Origin of the sequence: Frigoribacterium sp. CFBP9030 (assembly GCF_034045195.1) — a bacterium.
Taxonomy (GTDB): domain Bacteria; phylum Actinomycetota; class Actinomycetes; order Actinomycetales; family Microbacteriaceae; genus Frigoribacterium.
Window position 1 is genome coordinate 85,886 of the sequence record NZ_JAXCWG010000011.1, and the last position, 17,133, is coordinate 103,018.

A 17,133-nucleotide genomic window follows, 5' to 3' on the forward strand; every position below is an offset into this window, starting at 1 on the left:
TCACCCTGTCGATGTCCGGCCCCTGCGTATCGCGGGGAGCAGAGCGCAAGTTACTCTGAACGGACCCGCCACGCCCGACACCCGAGGGCGAGGCGGCAACCCGAATCACGCCGACCCGAACCCGGCGCTCTTCCACCCCGCCGACGAGGCGACCCCCACCCAGGGTCAGACGGCTCCGTCGGTCGAGCGCGCCGCCCGTGATGGTCGGCGGCTACCCACTGGAGATCACTCGTGACCCGAGCTGACTCTGCCCCCGCGAGTGCGCGCCCCGACAGCGCCGATCCCGACCTCGCGAGCCGCAGTCACCCGACCCTCGTCCCGACCCGCGACGCCTACGCGGTGATGTCGCCAGGCCGGCGGCTCGCCGCGGCCGGCCTCGTCTGGCTGACCCTGATCGTCATCGGGATCGGCTTCGCCACGCAGGCGACGGCGCTCCGCGAGCTGGCGGTGCCGGTCTTCCTGCTGCTCGAGCTCGGCATCGCCCCCGTGCTGCTGGCCGCTCCGATGCGGTCGTCGCGGTTCACGCTGATCGCCGTGGTGACGAGCCTGTCGGCGACGGTGCTGATCGGCACCGCCATGGCCCGGACGCACGTCTGGCAGCCGGCCGAGACGATGACCACGGTCGTCATGGCGACGATCGTGCTGCTCGCGACGGCGACCGTCCGCGAGATCATGGCGATCGGCCTCGACCGCGCGGCGAGACTCGACGGCCTCCTCGAGACGGTCACCGACTCCGTCGACATCGAGGAGGCGCGGCCCGGCATCGCGGACCGCCTGCCCTGGGTGCCCCTCGCCACGGCCGTCGCCCTCGTGCTCGTCGTCGGATCGTCGCTGCTCGTGCGGGGCGACCCCACCCCCGGCGGTCTCTTCTCGCTCGAGGGCCCGGGCTGGTTCGCGGGTCTGGCCCTGCTCGTGGCGGCGACCGTCTTCGCCCTCGTCACGCACCGGAGCCCCGCTCTGCCGCTGCTCGCGCTCAGCGGCGTGGTCGTCCTGTCGCAGGCCATCGTCTACGGCACCCCGACGATGGTCAGCGCCGCCCGCCACGTCGGCGTGATCGAGTCGATCCGGGCCGACGGCGGAGTCACCCTGGGGCGCGACATCTTCCAGTCGTGGGCGGGTCTGTTCTCGGGCGTCGCGTGGGTGGCCGACGTCGCCGGCATCCGCGACGTGATGGTCGTGGCGACCTGGTGGCCGGTGATGATCACCCCCATGATCGCCCTCGCGGCCACCGTGCTGGCGCGCCGGTTCCTCGCCGACGACGGCCGCGCCTGGCTCGCCGGGGGTCTCTTCGCCCTCACGCTGACCCTCAACACCATCTACTTCTCGCCGCAGTCGCTCGGCATCGTCCTCTCGCTGTGCATCGCGGCCCTGGCGCTCGGCGCCGGTCGCCCCGCGCGCGAGACGTCGTTCGCCGTCACGAGCCGACCCGCCGCACCCGGCGAGCTCGTCGCCTCGGGCGACCCGGCCCACTCGGCCCGGCCCCGCGCCTCCGGAGTCCTCGGCCGGTGGTCGCTCGCGGCCATCCTCGTGCTCGGCTCGACGCTCGCGGTCACGCACCAGATCTCGCCGTACCTGACCACGGCGGCGCTCGGCGTCTTCGTGGTCTTCCGACTCGTGCGACCGTGGTGGACCCCTCTCCTGGTGCTGGCGCCCGCCGTCGTCTGGGCCCTGGCCAACCGGTCGGTGCTCGGCACCTTCCTGGTCCCGGCCGCCGCCGGCAACGTGATCGACAACGCGGCACCGCCGGTGCACGACGGCGCAACCCTCGGCAAGCCGCTGGTCAACACGCTCGCGTTCGGTCTGCCGGCCGTCGTGCTCGTGATCATCGGGCTCGCCGCCCTGGCGTCGTTCCTGCTGCATCGCAAGAGCCGCCAGCAGTGGGCGCTCGTGCTCGCCGCAGCCAGCCCGGTGAGCCTGATCATCGCCACCAACTACGGCGCTGAGGGCATCTTCCGGGTGACGCTCTTCGCCGCCCCCTGGCTGTGCATCCTCGCGGTCATGCTGCCCTGGCCCCTCCGCCTCCCCCGCCGTCTCGGCACGACCGCCCTCGCCGTGGCGCTCGTCGTCGTCGTCGCCGTCAACGTGTTCGGCAACACGGCCCTCGACTGGAACCGGGTCGCCAGCGTCGACACCACCCGCGCCACCCTCGCCTTCGAGGACGAGGCCGAGTTCGGCGCCGCCCTGCTCGTGCCGGGCAACGGCAACGCGACCCCGGGCGCACGGACGGCCAAGTACGACGAGGTGCAGTACGTGCCCCGCGAGTCGCTGGGCGGCTACGCCGACACGGGCCCCGACTACGACGCCGTCGCGGACGAGCGCGAGCTCACCAGCCAGTTCGCCCTCGGCTGGCAGGCGTCGGAGTACTACGTGCTGGTGTCGGACGTGCTGGGCGCCTACGACGAGCGCTACGGGTTCCAGACCTACGCCGACTACCAGGAGCTCGGGCGGGCCTTCGCCGACGACGACCGCTGGCAGGTCGTCTACTCGAGCCCCACCGCCGTGCTCTACCGTCTCGCCGACCCCGAGGCCGTCCGTGGCTAGTCGGCGCGGCGTGGTGCGCCGTCCGTCGTCGCCTCCCGTCGCCGGGGTCGTCGTCGCGCTGACGCTGGCCGGCGCCCTCTTCGCCGCCGCACCGGCCGTCGCCGCCGACACCGGGCACGCCCGGCATCCGCTCACCCCGACCGGCTGCGGCGCAGGCACCACGCTGAACGTCGTCGCGCACCAGGACGACGACCTGCTGTTCCAGAGCTCGACGCTCGTCACCGATCTGCAGGCCGGGCGCTGCGTGACGACGGTGTTCGTCACGGCCGGCGACGGCGGGCACGTCGAGCAGTACTGGCGCGAGCGCGAGCTCGGGCCGCGAGCCGCCTACGCCGAGATCCTCCACGTCGACGACGCGTGGACGACGTCGAACGTCGACGTCGACGGCCGCGCCGTCGCCGTCGCCCGCCTCGATGCCGACCCGCGTGTGCAGCTCGTCTCGCTGCGACTGCCCGACGGGGGCACCGACGGCGCCGGGTTCCCGAGCACGGACGACACCAGCCTCACCGCGCTCTACACGGGAGCGATCGACTCCCTCACGACCGTCGACGGGTCGTCGTCGTACACCCTCGCCTCGCTGCGATCCACGCTGCTGGCTCTGATGACCGCGGTCCAGCCGACGAACGTGAACACGCTCGATCACCTCGGCACCATGCACGACGGCGATCACCCCGACCACCACGTCGTCGGCTATCTGACCGACGCCGCCCAGCGGCTCTACGCGACACCGCACGGGTTCGCCGGGTATCAGGGCTACGGCATCCGCGATCGCCCCTCGAACCTGACCATGCCGCAGGTGCTCGACAAGGCCGACGTCTTCTTCCGCTACGCCGAGCACGACCCGGCGACCTGCGGCGGGTGGGACGCCTGCTGGAACCGGTCCGAGCGCGAGTGGTTCAGCCGCCAGTACACGGTCGGCACCGTGACCACCACGCCGCCCACGCCGGTCGTCACCGTGCCGGTCGACCCGCATGCGCCGCTCTCGGCGTACGACGTCACCTCCGGGGCGACGGTCACCGCGAGCTCTGAGAACACCGCCGACTCCCAGACCGCCGTCAAGGCGATCGACGGCGTGGCCGACGGGTATCCGGGCGACCACCGGGCCGAATGGGCCACCGCGGGCGGTCGAGACGGCAGCCGGCTGACCCTGACCTGGCCGTCGGCTCGCAGCATCGACCAGGTCGTGCTGCACGACCGGCCGAACACGAGCGACCGCATCACCGGGGCGACCCTCTCGTTCTCGGACGGGTCGACGGTGGCGGTGCCGGCGCTCGCCGACGACGGGACGGCGAGCACGGTGACGTTCCCGGCCCGCACCTCCTCGTCCGTGGTGCTGACGGTCACCTCGGTGTCGAGCACGACCCGCAACGTCGGGCTGGCCGAGATCGTGGTGCGCTCGGCGACGGCGGCGCCGGTCGTCACCCCGCCCGTGGTGACCGACGTGACGGCCGGGGCCGTCGCCACCGCCAGCTGGGACGACGCGGCGGGCGGGCAGACCGCCGCCAAGGCGATCGACGGCGTGGCGGGCGGTTATCCCGACGCCCCTCAGAACGAATGGGTCGCGCCCTGGGGGCGCGTCGGGGTGACGTTGACGCTCCGCTGGTCGACGCCGGTGACGATGGACACGATCGTGCTGCACGATCGCCCGAACCTCGCCGACGACGTGACGGGCGGCACACTCACCTTCTCGGACGGCAGCACGGTCGCCGTGCCGGCCCTCGATGCCGCAGGAGGCGCGACCACGGTCCGATTCGCCTCGCGCGCCTCGACGTCGGTCGCCTTCACGACCACGTCGGTCAGCGCGAGCACGCGGAACGTCGGACTCGCCGAGCTGCGGGTGCAGCAGACCAGCTGAACGGACGGACGGGGTCGACACCGCCTCGTGGCGACGTCGACCCCGTCGGATCGTTCGGCGGATGCCGGTCAGCGGCGCCCGAGGCGGCGCTCACCGGTCGAGCCGACGGAGTAGGCGAGGCCGTAGTGCTCGAACACGGCGGGCTCGCGCGACGCCTCGAGCTCGCCGTCGGTCTCGATCGAGGGGGCGTCCTTGACGATCTTCTTGTCGAACTGCACCTTGAGGTGCTTCGGGGCGACGACCGCACCCTGCAGCGGCACGAACAGCAGCTTCTTGCCGACGATCCCGGCCTGCACGGTGGCGAACGTGGCCAGCTCGGTCGAGGTGTCGAAGTAGATGCTCTCGAGCGTGCCGACCTTGTCGCCGTTCGGGTCGACGACGGGCATGCCGATCCAGTCGCGCAGGTTCTCGGCTTCGAACATGGAGTCCCTCTCTGTCGACGGGGGTCAGGGCCGCCGCGACGACTCCGACGCTAGTCGCCCCCGCCCGCGGCAGCCTCTGAGAAAGACGGTCTCGGGCCTTGCGGCCGGGGGAGGGGGATATGTCACACTGGACGGAGCGCCCTCGTCGTGGAGTGGCAACATCCCATCCCCACCCGTCAGCAACGATCGCGGCGAGTGCGCATCGCCCCCGCGACCCGTGCCTCAGCACGCCTCGCGGCGGCGTCCTCCCGGCGAGTCCTCTCGTCGTGCGCGCTCTCCGCCCGAACGGAGGCACGCCCGTGACCGACACACTCGCCCGTCCATCCACCGGTCGGAGCCAGACCGAGCAGCCGCACACCCTCACCGCCTCGGCGGTCGTCGGCATCGCCGTGCTGGGGCTGTCGACCTTCTTCGCGATCACCACCGAGCTGATGCCCGTCGGGCTGCTCTCGACCATGAGCGCCGATCTGGGCGTGGCCGAGTCGCGCATGGGCGTCGTCGTCACGGTGTACGCGCTCGCCGTCGCCGTGCTCGCGCTGCCGCTCACGTGGGCGACGGCGCGGGTGCCCCGCAAGGCCGTGCTCGTCGCGACCCTCGTCGGGTACACGGTGTCGAACCTGATGGTGGCGTTCGCTCCGAGCTTCGAGTTCCTCTGCGCCGGGCGCATCGTCGGCGGCGTCGCCCACGCGCTCTTCTTCTCGGTCGCGTCGGCCTACGCGACCCGCATCGTGCCTCCTCGGCTGGCGGGGCGCGCGATCGCGTTCGTCTACTCGGGCAGCTCGCTCGGCTTCGTGATCGGCGTGCCCGTCGCGACGACCGTCGGCGACCAGGTCGGCTGGCGTCTCGCCGTCACCGGCGTGGCGGTGGCCTCGGCACTGCTCGCCGTCGTCGCGCTCGTCTTCCTGCCGTCGGTGCGCGGCGAGTCGTATCCGCACATCGGGTCGGTCGCGTCGTGGGCGCGCAGCGGTCTGCTGGCCGTGGTCGTCGCCGACCTGCTGCTCTTCGCGGGTCACTACGTGGTCTACACCTACATCGGGCCCTACCTGGTGGACGCGGGGCTCGGCACGGGCTCGACGGGCACGGCGCTGCTCGTGCTCGGGGCGACCGGCGTCGTCGGCCTGCTCGTCGCCGGGGCGTTCGTCGACCGGGCGCCGCGGCAGACGCTGCTCGTCGCGGTCGGGGTCATGACGCTCGCCCTCGGCGCGCTGCCGTTCGTGCACGGCTCGCTGATCGGCACCTTCGTCGTCGCGGGCGTCTGGGTGGCGGCGAACGGCACGACGGGTACCCTGTTCATGGCGGCGGCGATCCGCACCGGCGGTGTGAGCCCCGACATCGCGGGGGCGCTGATCAACGCGGGGTCGAACGTCGGCATCGCGGCCGGGGCTGCGCTCGGGGCCCGGGCCTTCGAGATGACCGGGCTCGCGGCGCTGCCCTACACAGCGGCCGTCATCGTCGGCGGGAGCTTCGTCGTCGTGCTGCTGGCCCGGCGCGGGTTCCCGACGATCGGGCACTCGCAGGTGTCGCTGTCGACGTCGAACCTGCGCACGATCACGTCGTCGGTCGCGGTGGTCACGGGCTCGGTGCGGACCATCCCGTCGCGCACCGGCTCCGTCCCGACGCTCGGCGGTCACTCCCGCCCCGACGCCTGACCCGCGCGTCACCCGAGGAGGCGCGGCGCGGCCTCGACCCGGCCGCCGCGCGTCACCCGAGGTCATCGCGCAGCGCCGCCACCGTCCGATCGGGCAGGATCGACGCATGACCGAGTCCTCCGCGCCGAAGCAGCTCATCCTCAACCTCTTCGAGATGAACTGCGTCGGGCACATCACGCACGGTCTCTGGCGTCTGCCGCACAACCACCGCAGCGAGTACAAGGACCTGGCCTACTGGCTCGAGCTGGCGCGGCTGGCCGAGAGCGGCGGCTTCGACGCGATCTTCATCGCCGACGTGCTCGGGGCCTACGACGTCTACGGCGACAGCCCGGCGCCCGCCCTGCTCGAGGGCATCCAGGCGCCCAACAACGATCCGATGCTCGTCGTCCCGGCGATGGCGGCGGTGACCGAGCATCTCGGCTTCGGCATCACGTTCTCGACCAGCTACGAGCCGCCGTTCGCGTTCGCGCGGCGCATGTCGACGCTCGACCACCTGACGAAGGGGCGCGTGGGCTGGAACGTCGTCACCTCGTACCTGCCGAACGCGGCCCGCAACTTCGGACTCGACGCCGAGATCCCGAAGGCCGAGCGCTACGCCCGCGCGGCCGAGTACCTCGACGTTCTCTACAAGCTGTGGGAGGGGTCGTGGGAGGACGATGCGGTGGTCGCCGACCCCGGAGCCGACGGCCTCGAGCCCGGTTCGGGCGTCTACACCGACCCCGCCAAGGTGCATGCGATCGATCACGTCGGGGAGCACTTCAGGGTCGCCGGGCCGCATCTGAGCGAGCCGTCGCCCCAGCGGACCCCGGTGCTCTTCCTCGCGACGGCGTCGCCGAACGGCGTCGAGCAGGCGGCCCGCAACGCGGAGGTCGTCTTCACGGGCGGCCCCGCGGTCAAGGCGGTGGGTGCGGCCACGCGGGCGGCGGCCGTCGAGGCGGGCCGTGCGGCCGACGACGTGCGGTTCATCGTGCAGGCGGGTGTCATCACGGGGCGCACCGACGCGGAGGTCGCCGAGAAGCTGGCTCTCTACCGGTCGTCCGCCAGCGCGCAGGGGCGGCTCGTGCACCGCAGCGTCCCGTTCGACGCGCTGTCCCACCCGAGCGATCGGACGGTGCGCGAGGCCCTCGAGATCGAAGGTCGTCTCGATCACCCGGGTGCCGCCTCCCTGCCGCTCGACATCACCGTCGGCCAGCTGATCGACGGTGTCGACGAGGCGTGGGGCGGCACCTTCTTCGTGGCCGGCACGCCGACCGTCGTGGTCGACGAGATCGAGCGCTGGCTCGACGAGGAGGGCATCGAGGGCATCAACCTCCGCCAGTACCACTCGTTCGACACGCTGCGCGACTTCGTCGAGCTGATCGTGCCCGAGCTCCGCCGCCGCGGGCGCGTCCGCGAGGCGTACGTGCCGGGGGAGACCCTGCGCGAGCGGCTCACGGGAGGCGGCCCGCGCCTCCCCGAGACGCACCCGGCGGCCGCCTACCGGCGCTGAGGGGGCCCGGAGGAGATGGACATCCGCTGGTTTGAGGCCGCGCCGTTCCGTGATGCTCAGGGGGGCGGTCTCGAGTGAGACGGCTGCGTCGGCGAGTGAGGGTGTCGAGTGCGGCCAGGGCTACGAGAACCGAGGAGCATTCGCGAGTGAGGAAACCCACGTGGGCCGTCGTCGCTTTCTCCGGTGGGATCGACCTCTTGATCGGAGGTCCGATCTACGGCTTCATAGGGCAGCTCGTGGGCTACCCGCAGATGTGGCCGATCGGCCTGGGGGTCGCAGTGTTGGGGGCAGTGTTCATGGCCATCGGCGGGTTCGGGCTGTGGGGGCGTCGAAAAGGCCCTGGCCGATCGCCTCAGCGGGGAATCGAGTCGGCCGAATAGGCGCGTCGCGCGCACGACGACGGAGAGGCCGAGCCTCTAGGTCCTGGGCGTCTTCGAGGAGACCCCGAAGGCAGATCGGCCGTTCCACATAGCGATGCCCACTACGAAGACCGTGAACACGATGGAGAAGATCAGACTCGGTTGCAGGACCAGCCACACAAAGGCGAGCATCCCAATGCTCACCAGGAGGCTGATGCCGTACATGATGCGGCCGAACCGAGAGTCGAGATTCACTCTTGATGTCTACCCGATGAAAGTGCTTCGCGTGCTCGTGGTGGCTGCTTAGGTTAGTTATGGATTCCCTCGCCATCGTCTTTGCCGCAATCGGCTTCGCATCGTTCGGCGCGGCCGTCATCTACGAGTTCATCAACCATCAGCGGTACGGAGGGCCTGTCTTTGAGGGCCGCAAGGCCGTTGTCTTTCCCTGGATACTCGCGTCGTTCGCCGTGTTCATGGTTGGGTTCGTCATCCTCGCGTCGAGCCGCTGGTGACGCTTCTGCAGCCTGCCTGGTAGACGAGCCATCAGCGGTCGCCGCGCCTACAGTGAGTCGACCCGAACGAGGAGACATAATGAACGTGCTTGAGGACATTAAGGTCTGGGGAATGTTGCCCCGCGAGATGGCCTACGTCTGCTTCAGCTCGGTCGTCGCCCTCACTGGCCTGGTGGCCGTCGCCGGTCTCGTCCTCGGCTTCTGGTGGATGTTCATCGGATCGGCTCTTGGAGCGGCTGCAGCAGCAACCTTGTTGAAGCTCTCACTTCATCTGAAGGAGGTCGCCTACCTGCAGTTCGAAGAGAGCCGATCAGAAGTCTCGGGCTGAGTATTGGCCGAGCCGGACCAAGAATCTCGAAAGTGTCCCAATAGACGATCCTCGGGAGGAACGGGCCTGAGGGTCGTTCGGCGGGGGAGGTATGTTCTCGGCATGACCGAGCGTTCACAGGACGGCCGTTTGATCGTGCGGGTCTTTCCCGACTACGCCGGGACCGTTCTCTGGTCCGGCGGGGCGGTCGACTACGCAGAGGCCCACCTGTCGCAGGAACTTGAGGACGATCTACACGCGTGGGAGTCGTTCCACCGATCGCGCCTCGATCCAGACCGCGCGACCCACGCGTCGCAAGACGACTACGACTTCGCCGTCACCGGTCGCGCCCTCGCTGGGCGGCTGTCCGACGAGCTCGGGCGCGGCGTCGAAGTCCACCTCATCGTCGAGGGACGTCAGGTCTTCCGGTCAGCGGAGGCGCCCATCAACCCCCGGGCAGCCAAGGCCTTCCACGCCCGGGCTGAGCGGCAGGTTGCGCAGGCTCGCGCCCTCATCGAGAAGGTCGGTGGCGGCCGTTGGTATGCCTACAACCCCGCTTCGGGGAGCCGCTTCCACCCCGCTCCAACGTGTTCAGACGACAACGCCCTGGGCCCGCTGGCGGTGGACAGCCCTGCTACTCGCGAGGGTCCATTTCTCGGCGGTGACACATGACCCCATCAAGAGGCTCATAGTGCTCCTTGGCGTGTGTCAGCGACCCATCGGTGAGCGAACAGTCAGAGCACTGAGGGGCACCCCCACGCGACACTGGATAGGTGACACACATCGTTCAGGCCAAGATTGTCGACGCAGAAGCGATCGGCCTGTTTCAGACCCGATGCTGGGAGCAGACGTACAGAGGCATCGCCCCTGACGAGTTCCTCGACACGACGACCCATCAGACTCGTGCCACTCGCTGGGCAGAACGGATCGCTAACGGTTCTCGTCGGGTGTTAATGGCCCTGTCTGACGATGGCGTCCTACTCGGCATTGCCAGCACCACACGTGGCGACCGGGCCGTGGAGGGCCTGCCGACGCTGGAACTGTCGACTATCTATGTCGATGAGCGAGCTCACGGCACTGGTGTTGCTGCCCGATTGCTTCGGGCGGCGCTTGGAGATGAGGATGCGCACCTGCTCGTGTTCTCGTTCAATGAGCGAGCGCAGAGTTTCTACTCGAAGCACGGGTTTCACCCCGCCGGGGACAGTCAGACCGACCTCGGAACGGGACTCGAGGAACAACGATGGGTCCGCCAAGCGCTTCCGCGAGCTTCGTCCCGATAGACGATGGGCCACCGAGATGGTCTGCTAATCCCCTCGCGACTCCCGCACGCTGTGCACCCGATAGCTGGCGCCGTAGATGAGCGCCAGAGCGCCGAACAAGACGGGTGCCGCGATCAGGCCGACTTGACCCCACCACGTAACGTTCCCGCGCGCGAGCACGATCACAGCAAGCAAGAGTGTGAACACGGCCAGCACTCCCCAGAGAAGCGCCGCTCGGGCACATCGGCTCGCGGGTCCGGGCTGCAGCCAGAGACTCTCAGTGTTCTGTATTGATTGATGGTTGCGCGCCAAGGCGCTCTCGTGCCCGATATCCGATCCTCAGGCGGGCGAGGTGCGGGGATTCGGCCCCAGTTGCGCAGTGACGAGGAGCGGCCCGCTATTGAAGGCCATGTTGGTAAGCGCTGTCCGAGGGGGCGGAGCTGCCGGCCCTTGGCTTGTGACGGACGTCCGAGCTCGCCGCCTTTGGGAGGACATGCTTCGCACCGCTGCACAGCAACTGCGCCCATACAACGAAAGAGATGCACCACATCAGGTCGACAGCAGCCGCGGCAAGAGCGACCCGTAGGATCTGGTGCATGGTGCGCAACGGCAGCCCAGGCTGGGTCGAATCGTTCTTTCGTGCACATCCATGGGTGGCAGCCGTTGTCAGTGCCGGGTTCCTCGTGCTCATCGTTTGGGGCGGGGGGTCCGTCGGGTGGGACCCGTGGGCTCCGTTGGGTCGGGGTCTGAAGCGTTGGCCGCTGTGGCTGTTGGTCTTGGTCGGGGTGCCCTTCTTTACATCTGGCGTCATCGTCGGGGTTGTTCTGCAGTGGCGTCTGCTGAGGCAGAAATTTCAGGTCCCTTCCGAACCGAGTCTCGAGCTCAAGCAGCTTCGACGCGACGGCCCGGGTTGGCTCAGTCGCCCCTCGGACATCGACGATCCGTCATCAGTCGCTGCGCCGAGACAAGCGGGCGACGACGCACCATCGCCATGATGTTGACCTGTCGATGGTCCCGATAGCCGATCGGCTACTCAAACACTGCGTTCACCTCTCTGACCAGCTGATCGAAAGTGCGCTCGTAGATGAGGTGATGTTGATAGGTACGGACGAGGTACCGGCCCTCGTTGCTGCGCATGTGGAGAGAGACGTTGCTCTCACTTCCGCTTCCGCTTCCGCTCACACGCCAAGTCAGTCGCATCGGAAGCCTGGCCTGGCCCCGTCTGCTAGCGCCCCACATTTGATAAGCAAATCGCGAGCCCAGGTCCAGGGCGCCTTCTGCGCTTGCCTCTCGTGGTGCCCGGCTTTTCTCGGCAAGCCACCCAGCCAGAACTTGGCTCGCTTCGTCGACGGTTTTGGGTGTATCGAGTTCAAGCGAACGAGTTTCGGCTAGATCAATCACTTGACCGTTCTAGAGCGTCGTTTGTTCTGGCGTTGCTTGCCTGACCGCGATTCGTGGCGGCCTCGAGCGCTAAATCTAGAACTTGGGGGGCGCTTTAGCGCCCGATAGGGGATCGGCTAGCGGACCGCCTCGTCGCCTGGAGAGCCCAAGGTCGTAGCGGTGTTCGCGGTCGCGTCATCTGTCCTCCCTCGACCTGCACGGGCCTGCCGACGCTCTCTCGCCTCAGCATCCTGGCGCTTCTGGGTAGGACTCGTTCTGGCAGTCCCGAGGATGGCCATCCCGAGCAGGGCCAGCACGATGATGAGGGCCACTGGGGCGATGACGATCGAGAGCACGACGCCTCCGAGAAGTAGTGATGTTTGAAGTTAGCGAACTTCGACCGCGTGGTCGAGGCCGAAGGGCGGGGTCCGATGGGGGATCGACCACCGGCCACATCCATCAGCCTGTTGGACGGCGGGCAACTCTCGGGGCATCCTGGTGCGCGAAATGGCGCGCTATGGTCCAGGCATGACGCGTCGTACCGGCCTGATCTCCCGCCTCGTTCTGGTTGCCGGTTTGGCCGCATTGGTTGTGGGCGTCGTCGTCCTTGCCATCGCCTCGGCGCAGCCAATGTCCTTCGGGTGGTTCGCCTATGCGCCCCTGTCAGACACGACGTTCACCGCCGAGGGCGTGCACTTGTTCTCGACCGCGAGCCTCGTGGGCGCGGTCATTGTCATCGTCAGCTTGCTCGTGCTGGCAGCGTGGCTCGGCTACCGACAGGGTGTGCGCCGCAAGCCTTGACGAGCCGTCCCGATAGGGGATCCGATCCCTGACGGGGAACCTGGGCGAACCCAGGAACCCCGCCATTCACAGCGGGGTCTGAGCTGCCCTCGCAACGTAGCCGTGTGTCGGCCCAGCGCCTAGTGCCCGGTGAAGGATCGGGCTACGGACGATCGTCTGCGTCTTTGATGCCTGCTGCCACGGCACGTCGAATCACCCAGAAGACCGCGTAAAGAATCGCGCTCGTGACTGCAACGAAGAGGGCGACGCTAGACAACGGGTCCGTGACCCAACCGTACGAGGCGTCGTGGGCCGTAGTTCGGGAGTTGATCTCACGAGCTGTTCCGATAGACGATCGGTCATTGCGGCGCGCACGGCCGTGGTGTTGGTCTAGAAGATGGCTTGGGGGTTCACCGGCACGCCGGTGAGGCCGTGGAGGCGGGGCGGGGCGATGCTGAGCAGGAAAGCGTGTCGGCCGAGCTCGGCGCAGGTCGCGGCGAGGTCGTCCGTGGCGACGCTGTCGATCAGGGGCATGCCCAGCCGGGCCAGCCCGACCATGTGCATCGGCATGGGCATCTCCGGGTCGCTCGGCGGGAACGAGTCGCTGACGTCGCCGGCGTAGAGCGAGACGCCACGGTGGTTCAGCCACGCCACCGCGTCGACGGTCATGCCCGGCGCCTGGGTCTCGGCGTCCCAGCTGAAGCCCCAGCCGCTGCGGACCACCACGGCGTCACCGGGCAGCACCTTGACCCCCGCCCGTGCTTCGGCTGCATCGAGGTCCGCCGAGGTGATGGGGTGCGCGGACGGCAGCCGCCCCTCCGGTGCCAGGTCGAGCAGGACTCCCCGCGTCGTGATCCCGGCGGCGAAGGCGGTCGTGGAGCCGTGCACGACGCCTCCGGCCGTGACGGCTTCTTCGAGTGGCCGGCCCGGGTACACGGTGCCGTCGACGGGCATGTGGGCGAAAGCGTCGATGTGCGTCATCGCCGGGTGGTGCGGCGTCACGACGAGGACCTCGGACATCCCCATGGGCGGCGTGCCCGTGTAGAGCAGCGCCTGCTGCACGGGGTGCGACGGCGGTGCGGGGGTAGCGAACGGCCCGCCGAGCATCGAGGCGGGTTCGACCGGGTACGCGAGCGACACGCTCCGGCCGATCCGCACCTCCTCAGCGGCGCGGGCCCTGGCGGCGTCGTCGATCAAGTTCAGCGTGCCGAGCTCGTCATAGGCGCCCCAGCGGCCTCGGTCGTCGGGGAGTGCGGGTGTCGTCATGGTGCCTGTCCTGTCGTGTCGGTTCGGTGTGGCGCGGGTGGGTGGTGCACACTGCGAGGAGGTCCTGAGAATCAGGTTCCTGCACCGTAGCGCAAAAAGCAGGTTCCTGTTTTTCGGAGATCGTCGACGAGGAGGCACGCATGGGTGACGATGGAGGTCGCGGGCTCGAGTCCGTGCTGGGCTGGAACGCGGTAAAGGTCGCGCGCATCATCGGCTCCCAGATCACCGCGGGGATGGCGGAGCACGACGTGAGCCTCGTGCAGTTCGGCGTGCTGTCGTGCCTGGCGGACGGTGCTGAGCTCACGTCGGCGGAGATCGCTCGGGCCGTCTTCGTTCGCCCGCAGAGCATGTCGGACGTGCTCGACGGGATGGAACGTCGCGGTCTCGTCCGCCGGGTGGGCATCCGCGCCCGCGGCCGGAGGAACCCCGCCGCGAGCACGCCAGCCGGCCAGGCCGTGCTCGACGCGGTGCAGCAGGTGGCCCTGGCGACGAACGACCTCAGCATGTTCGGGCTGGACGCGTCGCGGAGCGCACAGCTCAACGCACTGCTGCTCGCTGTCATCGAGGGCGCGGAGAAATCACCGGGCATCGGCGACGCTTACTGATACACGCCCAATAGGGGGTCGGTCTGCGACACAGCATCGAATGCCTGGGCCCAGGCGGCGGGCACTCCGCGGCTGAGTCCGAGTTGTTCGGCTACGTCGTTGTAGATGCCGAGCAGCTCCGTCATGGGCACAGCCTGCTTGCTGGCATCGCTCACGTCCTTGCCCTCGGCCGTGAAGGGGTAGGGGTAGAGGGATAGGCCCTGCTTCGGGCTCAGATCGGCGAGGTCGTCCTGCCACCCCGGCCAGCGGAGTGACTCGTAGAAGCTCTCGGTCGCTCCGGCGAGCATCCTGGTCACGAAGTCGGCGTGGCCCAGCTCGAGGTCCTCCCAGCTCAACGAGTCGACCGAGAAGTGATAGACGGAGCCGTCACCTCTGCCCAGGGCTCCACCGTCGAGGGCGAAGGCGCCACCAAGGACGTCGTGAGCGACGACGAGCAGCCCGGGGGTGCCGGCACTTGCCTCGTCGAGACCGGGAAGACCGTCCTTTCCCGAGCTGCCTCCGAGTAGACGTAACCATCCGTCGTCGACGAGGACGCCGGAAGTGTTGCGAGCGAGCGCACCAAGGTAGGAACTCGTTCCGAGTCCCAGCGCCGCCCCGGTCGCAGAGTCTTCGTGCGGCGGGCAGACGACGACGTTCACGGGCGAGGCTGCGATGAGTTCCGTCAACTCCAGCCAGGCATCATCTCGAGGGTTGACCATGCCTCGATCCTGGCCGACGTCATGGCTAGCTGTGAACCTTCGGCGCGAGTGTGCGTCCGATAGGGGATCGGCTACCGGGGTGAGCTCGTAGGGTCGTGGCATGGATCAGGGCGAAGTCGTCGAGCATGTCGCAATCAGAGCCGGGTCGGCGGGCCGCCCCATTGTGGTCGGTATCTCGGGCTTCTGCGGGTCAGGCAAGTCCACGCTCGCGCGCCGCATTGTCGAGGCCCTGCCTGGCGCCGTGAGGATGCGCGGTGACGACTTTCTCGATCCTGCACGCTCTCACCTCCGCTCTGCGGACTGGGACGGAGTGGAGCGGCAACGTCTTGTTTCGAGTGTCTTGGAGCCCTTCCGTGGTCAGCAGCAGGGCGAGTTCCGACGGTATGGCTGGGCGGTAGGGGCCCTCGGTGCTCCGGAGCCGGTTCCTCGCGCCGAGATTCTCGTCGTCGATCTCATCGGCCTTTTCCACCCTGAGGCCCTGCCTTCCCTAGACGTCACGGTCTGGTGCGATGTCGAGCTCGACGTCGCCGTCAGCCGCGGCATGGCCCGCGACAGGGAGCTAGGTCGACGTCACGAGGCGCTGTGGACCGACGTCTGGACTCCGAACGAGCGCGACTTCGCCCAGAGATTCATGCCGCGAGAGCACGCAGAGACGCTGTACGCATCGTCTTAGTAGGGGGTCGGTCAACGCTCAAGCGTGGTGGGACTCGTCGTCTGATGGCCCTTCTGGCTCGAACCCGCGGTCGAAAACCTTGTCTGCCCGGTACCAGACCATGATGCCCGCGATGGCAAGGGCGGCGGGAAGAGAGCGTGCGAGCCAAGCCAACCACGCAACGCCCGGCGCGATCGCGCCAGCAAGAACTGGGGCAAGGAGCATCACTAGGCCGGCGACGACAAGAACGATAGCTACGCGACGGCGTCTGCGGGCTGCGTGAGATTGCACGTGCGCATTGTGACACCGCTGCCGTGCGGGTGGTGCCCTTCCTGGGATCGGGCTACGGGCGATCCTCTGCGTCTCTCATTCCTGCTGCCACGGCACGTCGAATTACCCAGTAAAGCGCGTAGAGAATCGCGCTTGTGATTGCAACGAAGAGGGCGGCGCTAGACAACGGGTCCATGACCTAACCGTACGAGGTGTCGTGGGCCGTAGTTCGGGAGTCGATCTGACGAGCTGTCCCGATAGACGATCGGTCGGCGGGCGCGTTAATCGGTGAAGAAGGTGATTGAGCCGCCGTTGATCGAAGAGACGGTGAGAACAGCCTTCTCGTAGTTCTCGTCCATCAGGAACGCGGTCGTCGCGACAGCACCGGGGCTGAGTTCGATTGGCCACTCTTCCTCGAGTGCGTAACCGTCGATCTTGCCGCTCACGGGTCGGGGGCCGGAGGGGAGTGACCAGTCGGGTCCGCCGGCACCGTCGATCACCATGTCGTCGTCAGCTTCAAACAGCAGGGGCGTGTCGCTCGTGTTCTCGACCTTGAGTCCGGCGCTGAGGTACCCGTCGAATTGGTCCAAGATCTCGGCGGTTGCTGTCATGCCCTGAGGGGGCGCCCGCGTGTCGATGTCGCTTGTAGAGCATCCGGACACGGTTGCCGTGGCGACGATGACGAAGGCGGCGCAGAAGCCATGGGCACGCCGACTGGCTGAGGTGTTCACGCTGGCATGCTTCCAGAGGTCGCCAAGGGATCACGGCGCTGCGCGTCATCACTCATGAGGACTTGTCCGTAGAACACCCACCAGCGACGCGAGGTGTCCGTAAGGGGTTCGGCGGCCGGTACATCGGCGCCAGGCCTGGGCAGACGCACTAGCGTCTGAGCATGTGCGCTGACTCGCTGTCGATCACCGTCACATCGATGTCCTCCGTGGAGGGGCTGTGGTGCGCGCTTACGGACGAGCGCGACTCCTGGTGGCCTGAGCTTGTGCTGACTCCCGAGGTCGGCTCGGCCGTGCGCGAGACCTGGACCGAGGGCGGCCGCGAGCACGTCGCTGACGGTCGCGTGACGGAAGCAGTACC

General features: G+C 68.5%; 16 protein-coding genes and 1 pseudogene. 12 read left to right on the forward strand and 5 right to left on the reverse strand.

The window, feature by feature from the left end:
* Nucleotides 1-231 precede the first annotated feature (231 nt).
* On the forward strand, nt 232-2,541 hold the full coding sequence (locus SOM13_RS12135) for a hypothetical protein (RefSeq protein ID WP_320479851.1): 2,310 nt from the start codon (nt 232-234) through the stop codon (nt 2,539-2,541).
* Between the two features lie 10 nt (nt 2,542-2,551).
* Nucleotides 2,552-4,396, forward strand: coding sequence for a PIG-L family deacetylase (locus tag SOM13_RS12140; protein WP_320479852.1), 1,845 nt, complete (start codon nt 2,552-2,554; stop codon nt 4,394-4,396).
* Nucleotides 4,397-4,464: 68 nt separating this feature from the next.
* Here SOM13_RS12140 and SOM13_RS12145 read toward each other — a convergent pair whose 3' ends face one another.
* On the reverse strand, nt 4,465-4,818 hold the full coding sequence (locus tag SOM13_RS12145; protein WP_192059071.1) for a PRC-barrel domain-containing protein: 354 nt from the start codon (nt 4,816-4,818) through the stop codon (nt 4,465-4,467).
* Nucleotides 4,819-5,117: 299 nt separating this feature from the next.
* On the opposite strand from SOM13_RS12145, the gene SOM13_RS12150 reads away from it, so the two are divergent.
* A complete protein-coding gene (locus SOM13_RS12150) occupies nt 5,118-6,467 on the forward strand; it encodes an MFS transporter (protein ID WP_192059069.1) in 1,350 nt (449 codons plus the stop codon).
* Between the two features lie 106 nt (nt 6,468-6,573).
* Entirely contained in the window at nt 6,574-7,956 is a 1,383-nt protein-coding gene (locus SOM13_RS12155) for an NtaA/DmoA family FMN-dependent monooxygenase (protein WP_320479853.1), read from the forward strand.
* A gap of 416 nt (nt 7,957-8,372) precedes the next feature.
* Here the strand turns inward: SOM13_RS12155 and SOM13_RS12160 are convergent, their stop codons facing one another.
* The gene (locus tag SOM13_RS12160; RefSeq protein WP_320479854.1) at nt 8,373-8,570 is read right to left on the reverse strand and encodes a hypothetical protein; all 198 of its coding nucleotides are present in this window, start codon (nt 8,568-8,570) and stop codon (nt 8,373-8,375) included.
* 59 nt (nt 8,571-8,629) lie between these two features.
* Here SOM13_RS12160 and SOM13_RS12165 point away from each other — a divergent pair, with 59 nt between their 5' ends.
* The 5 genes from SOM13_RS12165 (at nt 8,630) to SOM13_RS12185 (ending at nt 12,574) form a co-directional block, all read left to right on the forward strand.
* The gene (locus SOM13_RS12165) at nt 8,630-8,827 is read left to right on the forward strand and encodes a hypothetical protein (protein ID WP_320479855.1); all 198 of its coding nucleotides are present in this window, start codon (nt 8,630-8,632) and stop codon (nt 8,825-8,827) included.
* A 112-nt stretch (nt 8,828-8,939) separates the two neighbouring features.
* Nucleotides 8,940-9,155 carry a hypothetical protein gene (locus tag SOM13_RS12170; protein WP_320479856.1) on the forward strand — a complete coding sequence of 72 codons (216 nt, stop codon included), beginning with the start codon at nt 8,940-8,942 and terminating at the stop codon, nt 9,153-9,155.
* A 102-nt stretch (nt 9,156-9,257) separates the two neighbouring features.
* The gene (locus tag SOM13_RS12175) at nt 9,258-9,806 is read left to right on the forward strand and encodes a hypothetical protein (protein WP_320479857.1); all 549 of its coding nucleotides are present in this window, start codon (nt 9,258-9,260) and stop codon (nt 9,804-9,806) included.
* Between the two features lie 101 nt (nt 9,807-9,907).
* Complete coding sequence (locus SOM13_RS12180; RefSeq protein WP_320479858.1) at nt 9,908-10,414, forward strand: GNAT family N-acetyltransferase; 507 nt, start codon at nt 9,908-9,910, stop codon at nt 10,412-10,414.
* A gap of 1,887 nt (nt 10,415-12,301) precedes the next feature.
* Nucleotides 12,302-12,574 carry a hypothetical protein gene (locus tag SOM13_RS12185; protein ID WP_243213945.1) on the forward strand — a complete coding sequence of 91 codons (273 nt, stop codon included), beginning with the start codon at nt 12,302-12,304 and terminating at the stop codon, nt 12,572-12,574.
* A 369-nt stretch (nt 12,575-12,943) separates the two neighbouring features.
* Here the strand turns inward: SOM13_RS12185 and SOM13_RS12190 are convergent, their stop codons facing one another.
* The gene (locus tag SOM13_RS12190; RefSeq protein ID WP_320479859.1) at nt 12,944-13,819 is read right to left on the reverse strand and encodes a cyclase family protein; all 876 of its coding nucleotides are present in this window, start codon (nt 13,817-13,819) and stop codon (nt 12,944-12,946) included.
* 140 nt (nt 13,820-13,959) lie between these two features.
* On the opposite strand from SOM13_RS12190, the gene SOM13_RS12195 reads away from it, so the two are divergent.
* Nucleotides 13,960-14,424, forward strand: a complete 465-nt coding sequence (locus SOM13_RS12195) for a MarR family winged helix-turn-helix transcriptional regulator (protein WP_320479860.1) — start codon at nt 13,960-13,962, stop codon at nt 14,422-14,424.
* Here SOM13_RS12195 and SOM13_RS12200 read toward each other — a convergent pair.
* Nucleotides 14,418-15,122 (reverse strand): DUF2625 family protein, encoded by a 705-nt coding sequence (locus SOM13_RS12200; RefSeq protein ID WP_320477753.1) that lies wholly within the window; start codon nt 15,120-15,122, stop codon nt 14,418-14,420. The genes SOM13_RS12195 and SOM13_RS12200 overlap by 7 nt on opposite strands.
* A 100-nt stretch (nt 15,123-15,222) precedes the next feature.
* Between SOM13_RS12200 and SOM13_RS12205 the strand changes: the two genes are divergently transcribed.
* A complete protein-coding gene (locus tag SOM13_RS12205) occupies nt 15,223-15,795 on the forward strand; it encodes a phosphoglycerate transporter (RefSeq protein ID WP_320477754.1) in 573 nt (190 codons plus the stop codon).
* 530 nt (nt 15,796-16,325) lie between these two features.
* Here the strand turns inward: SOM13_RS12205 and SOM13_RS12210 are convergent.
* Nucleotides 16,326-16,775 (reverse strand): hypothetical protein, encoded by a 450-nt coding sequence (locus SOM13_RS12210; protein WP_320477755.1) that lies wholly within the window; start codon nt 16,773-16,775, stop codon nt 16,326-16,328.
* A 161-nt stretch (nt 16,776-16,936) separates the two neighbouring features.
* Here SOM13_RS12210 and SOM13_RS12215 point away from each other — a divergent pair.
* A pseudogene (locus tag SOM13_RS12215) lies at nt 16,937-17,133 on the forward strand (hypothetical protein); the annotation flags it as partial.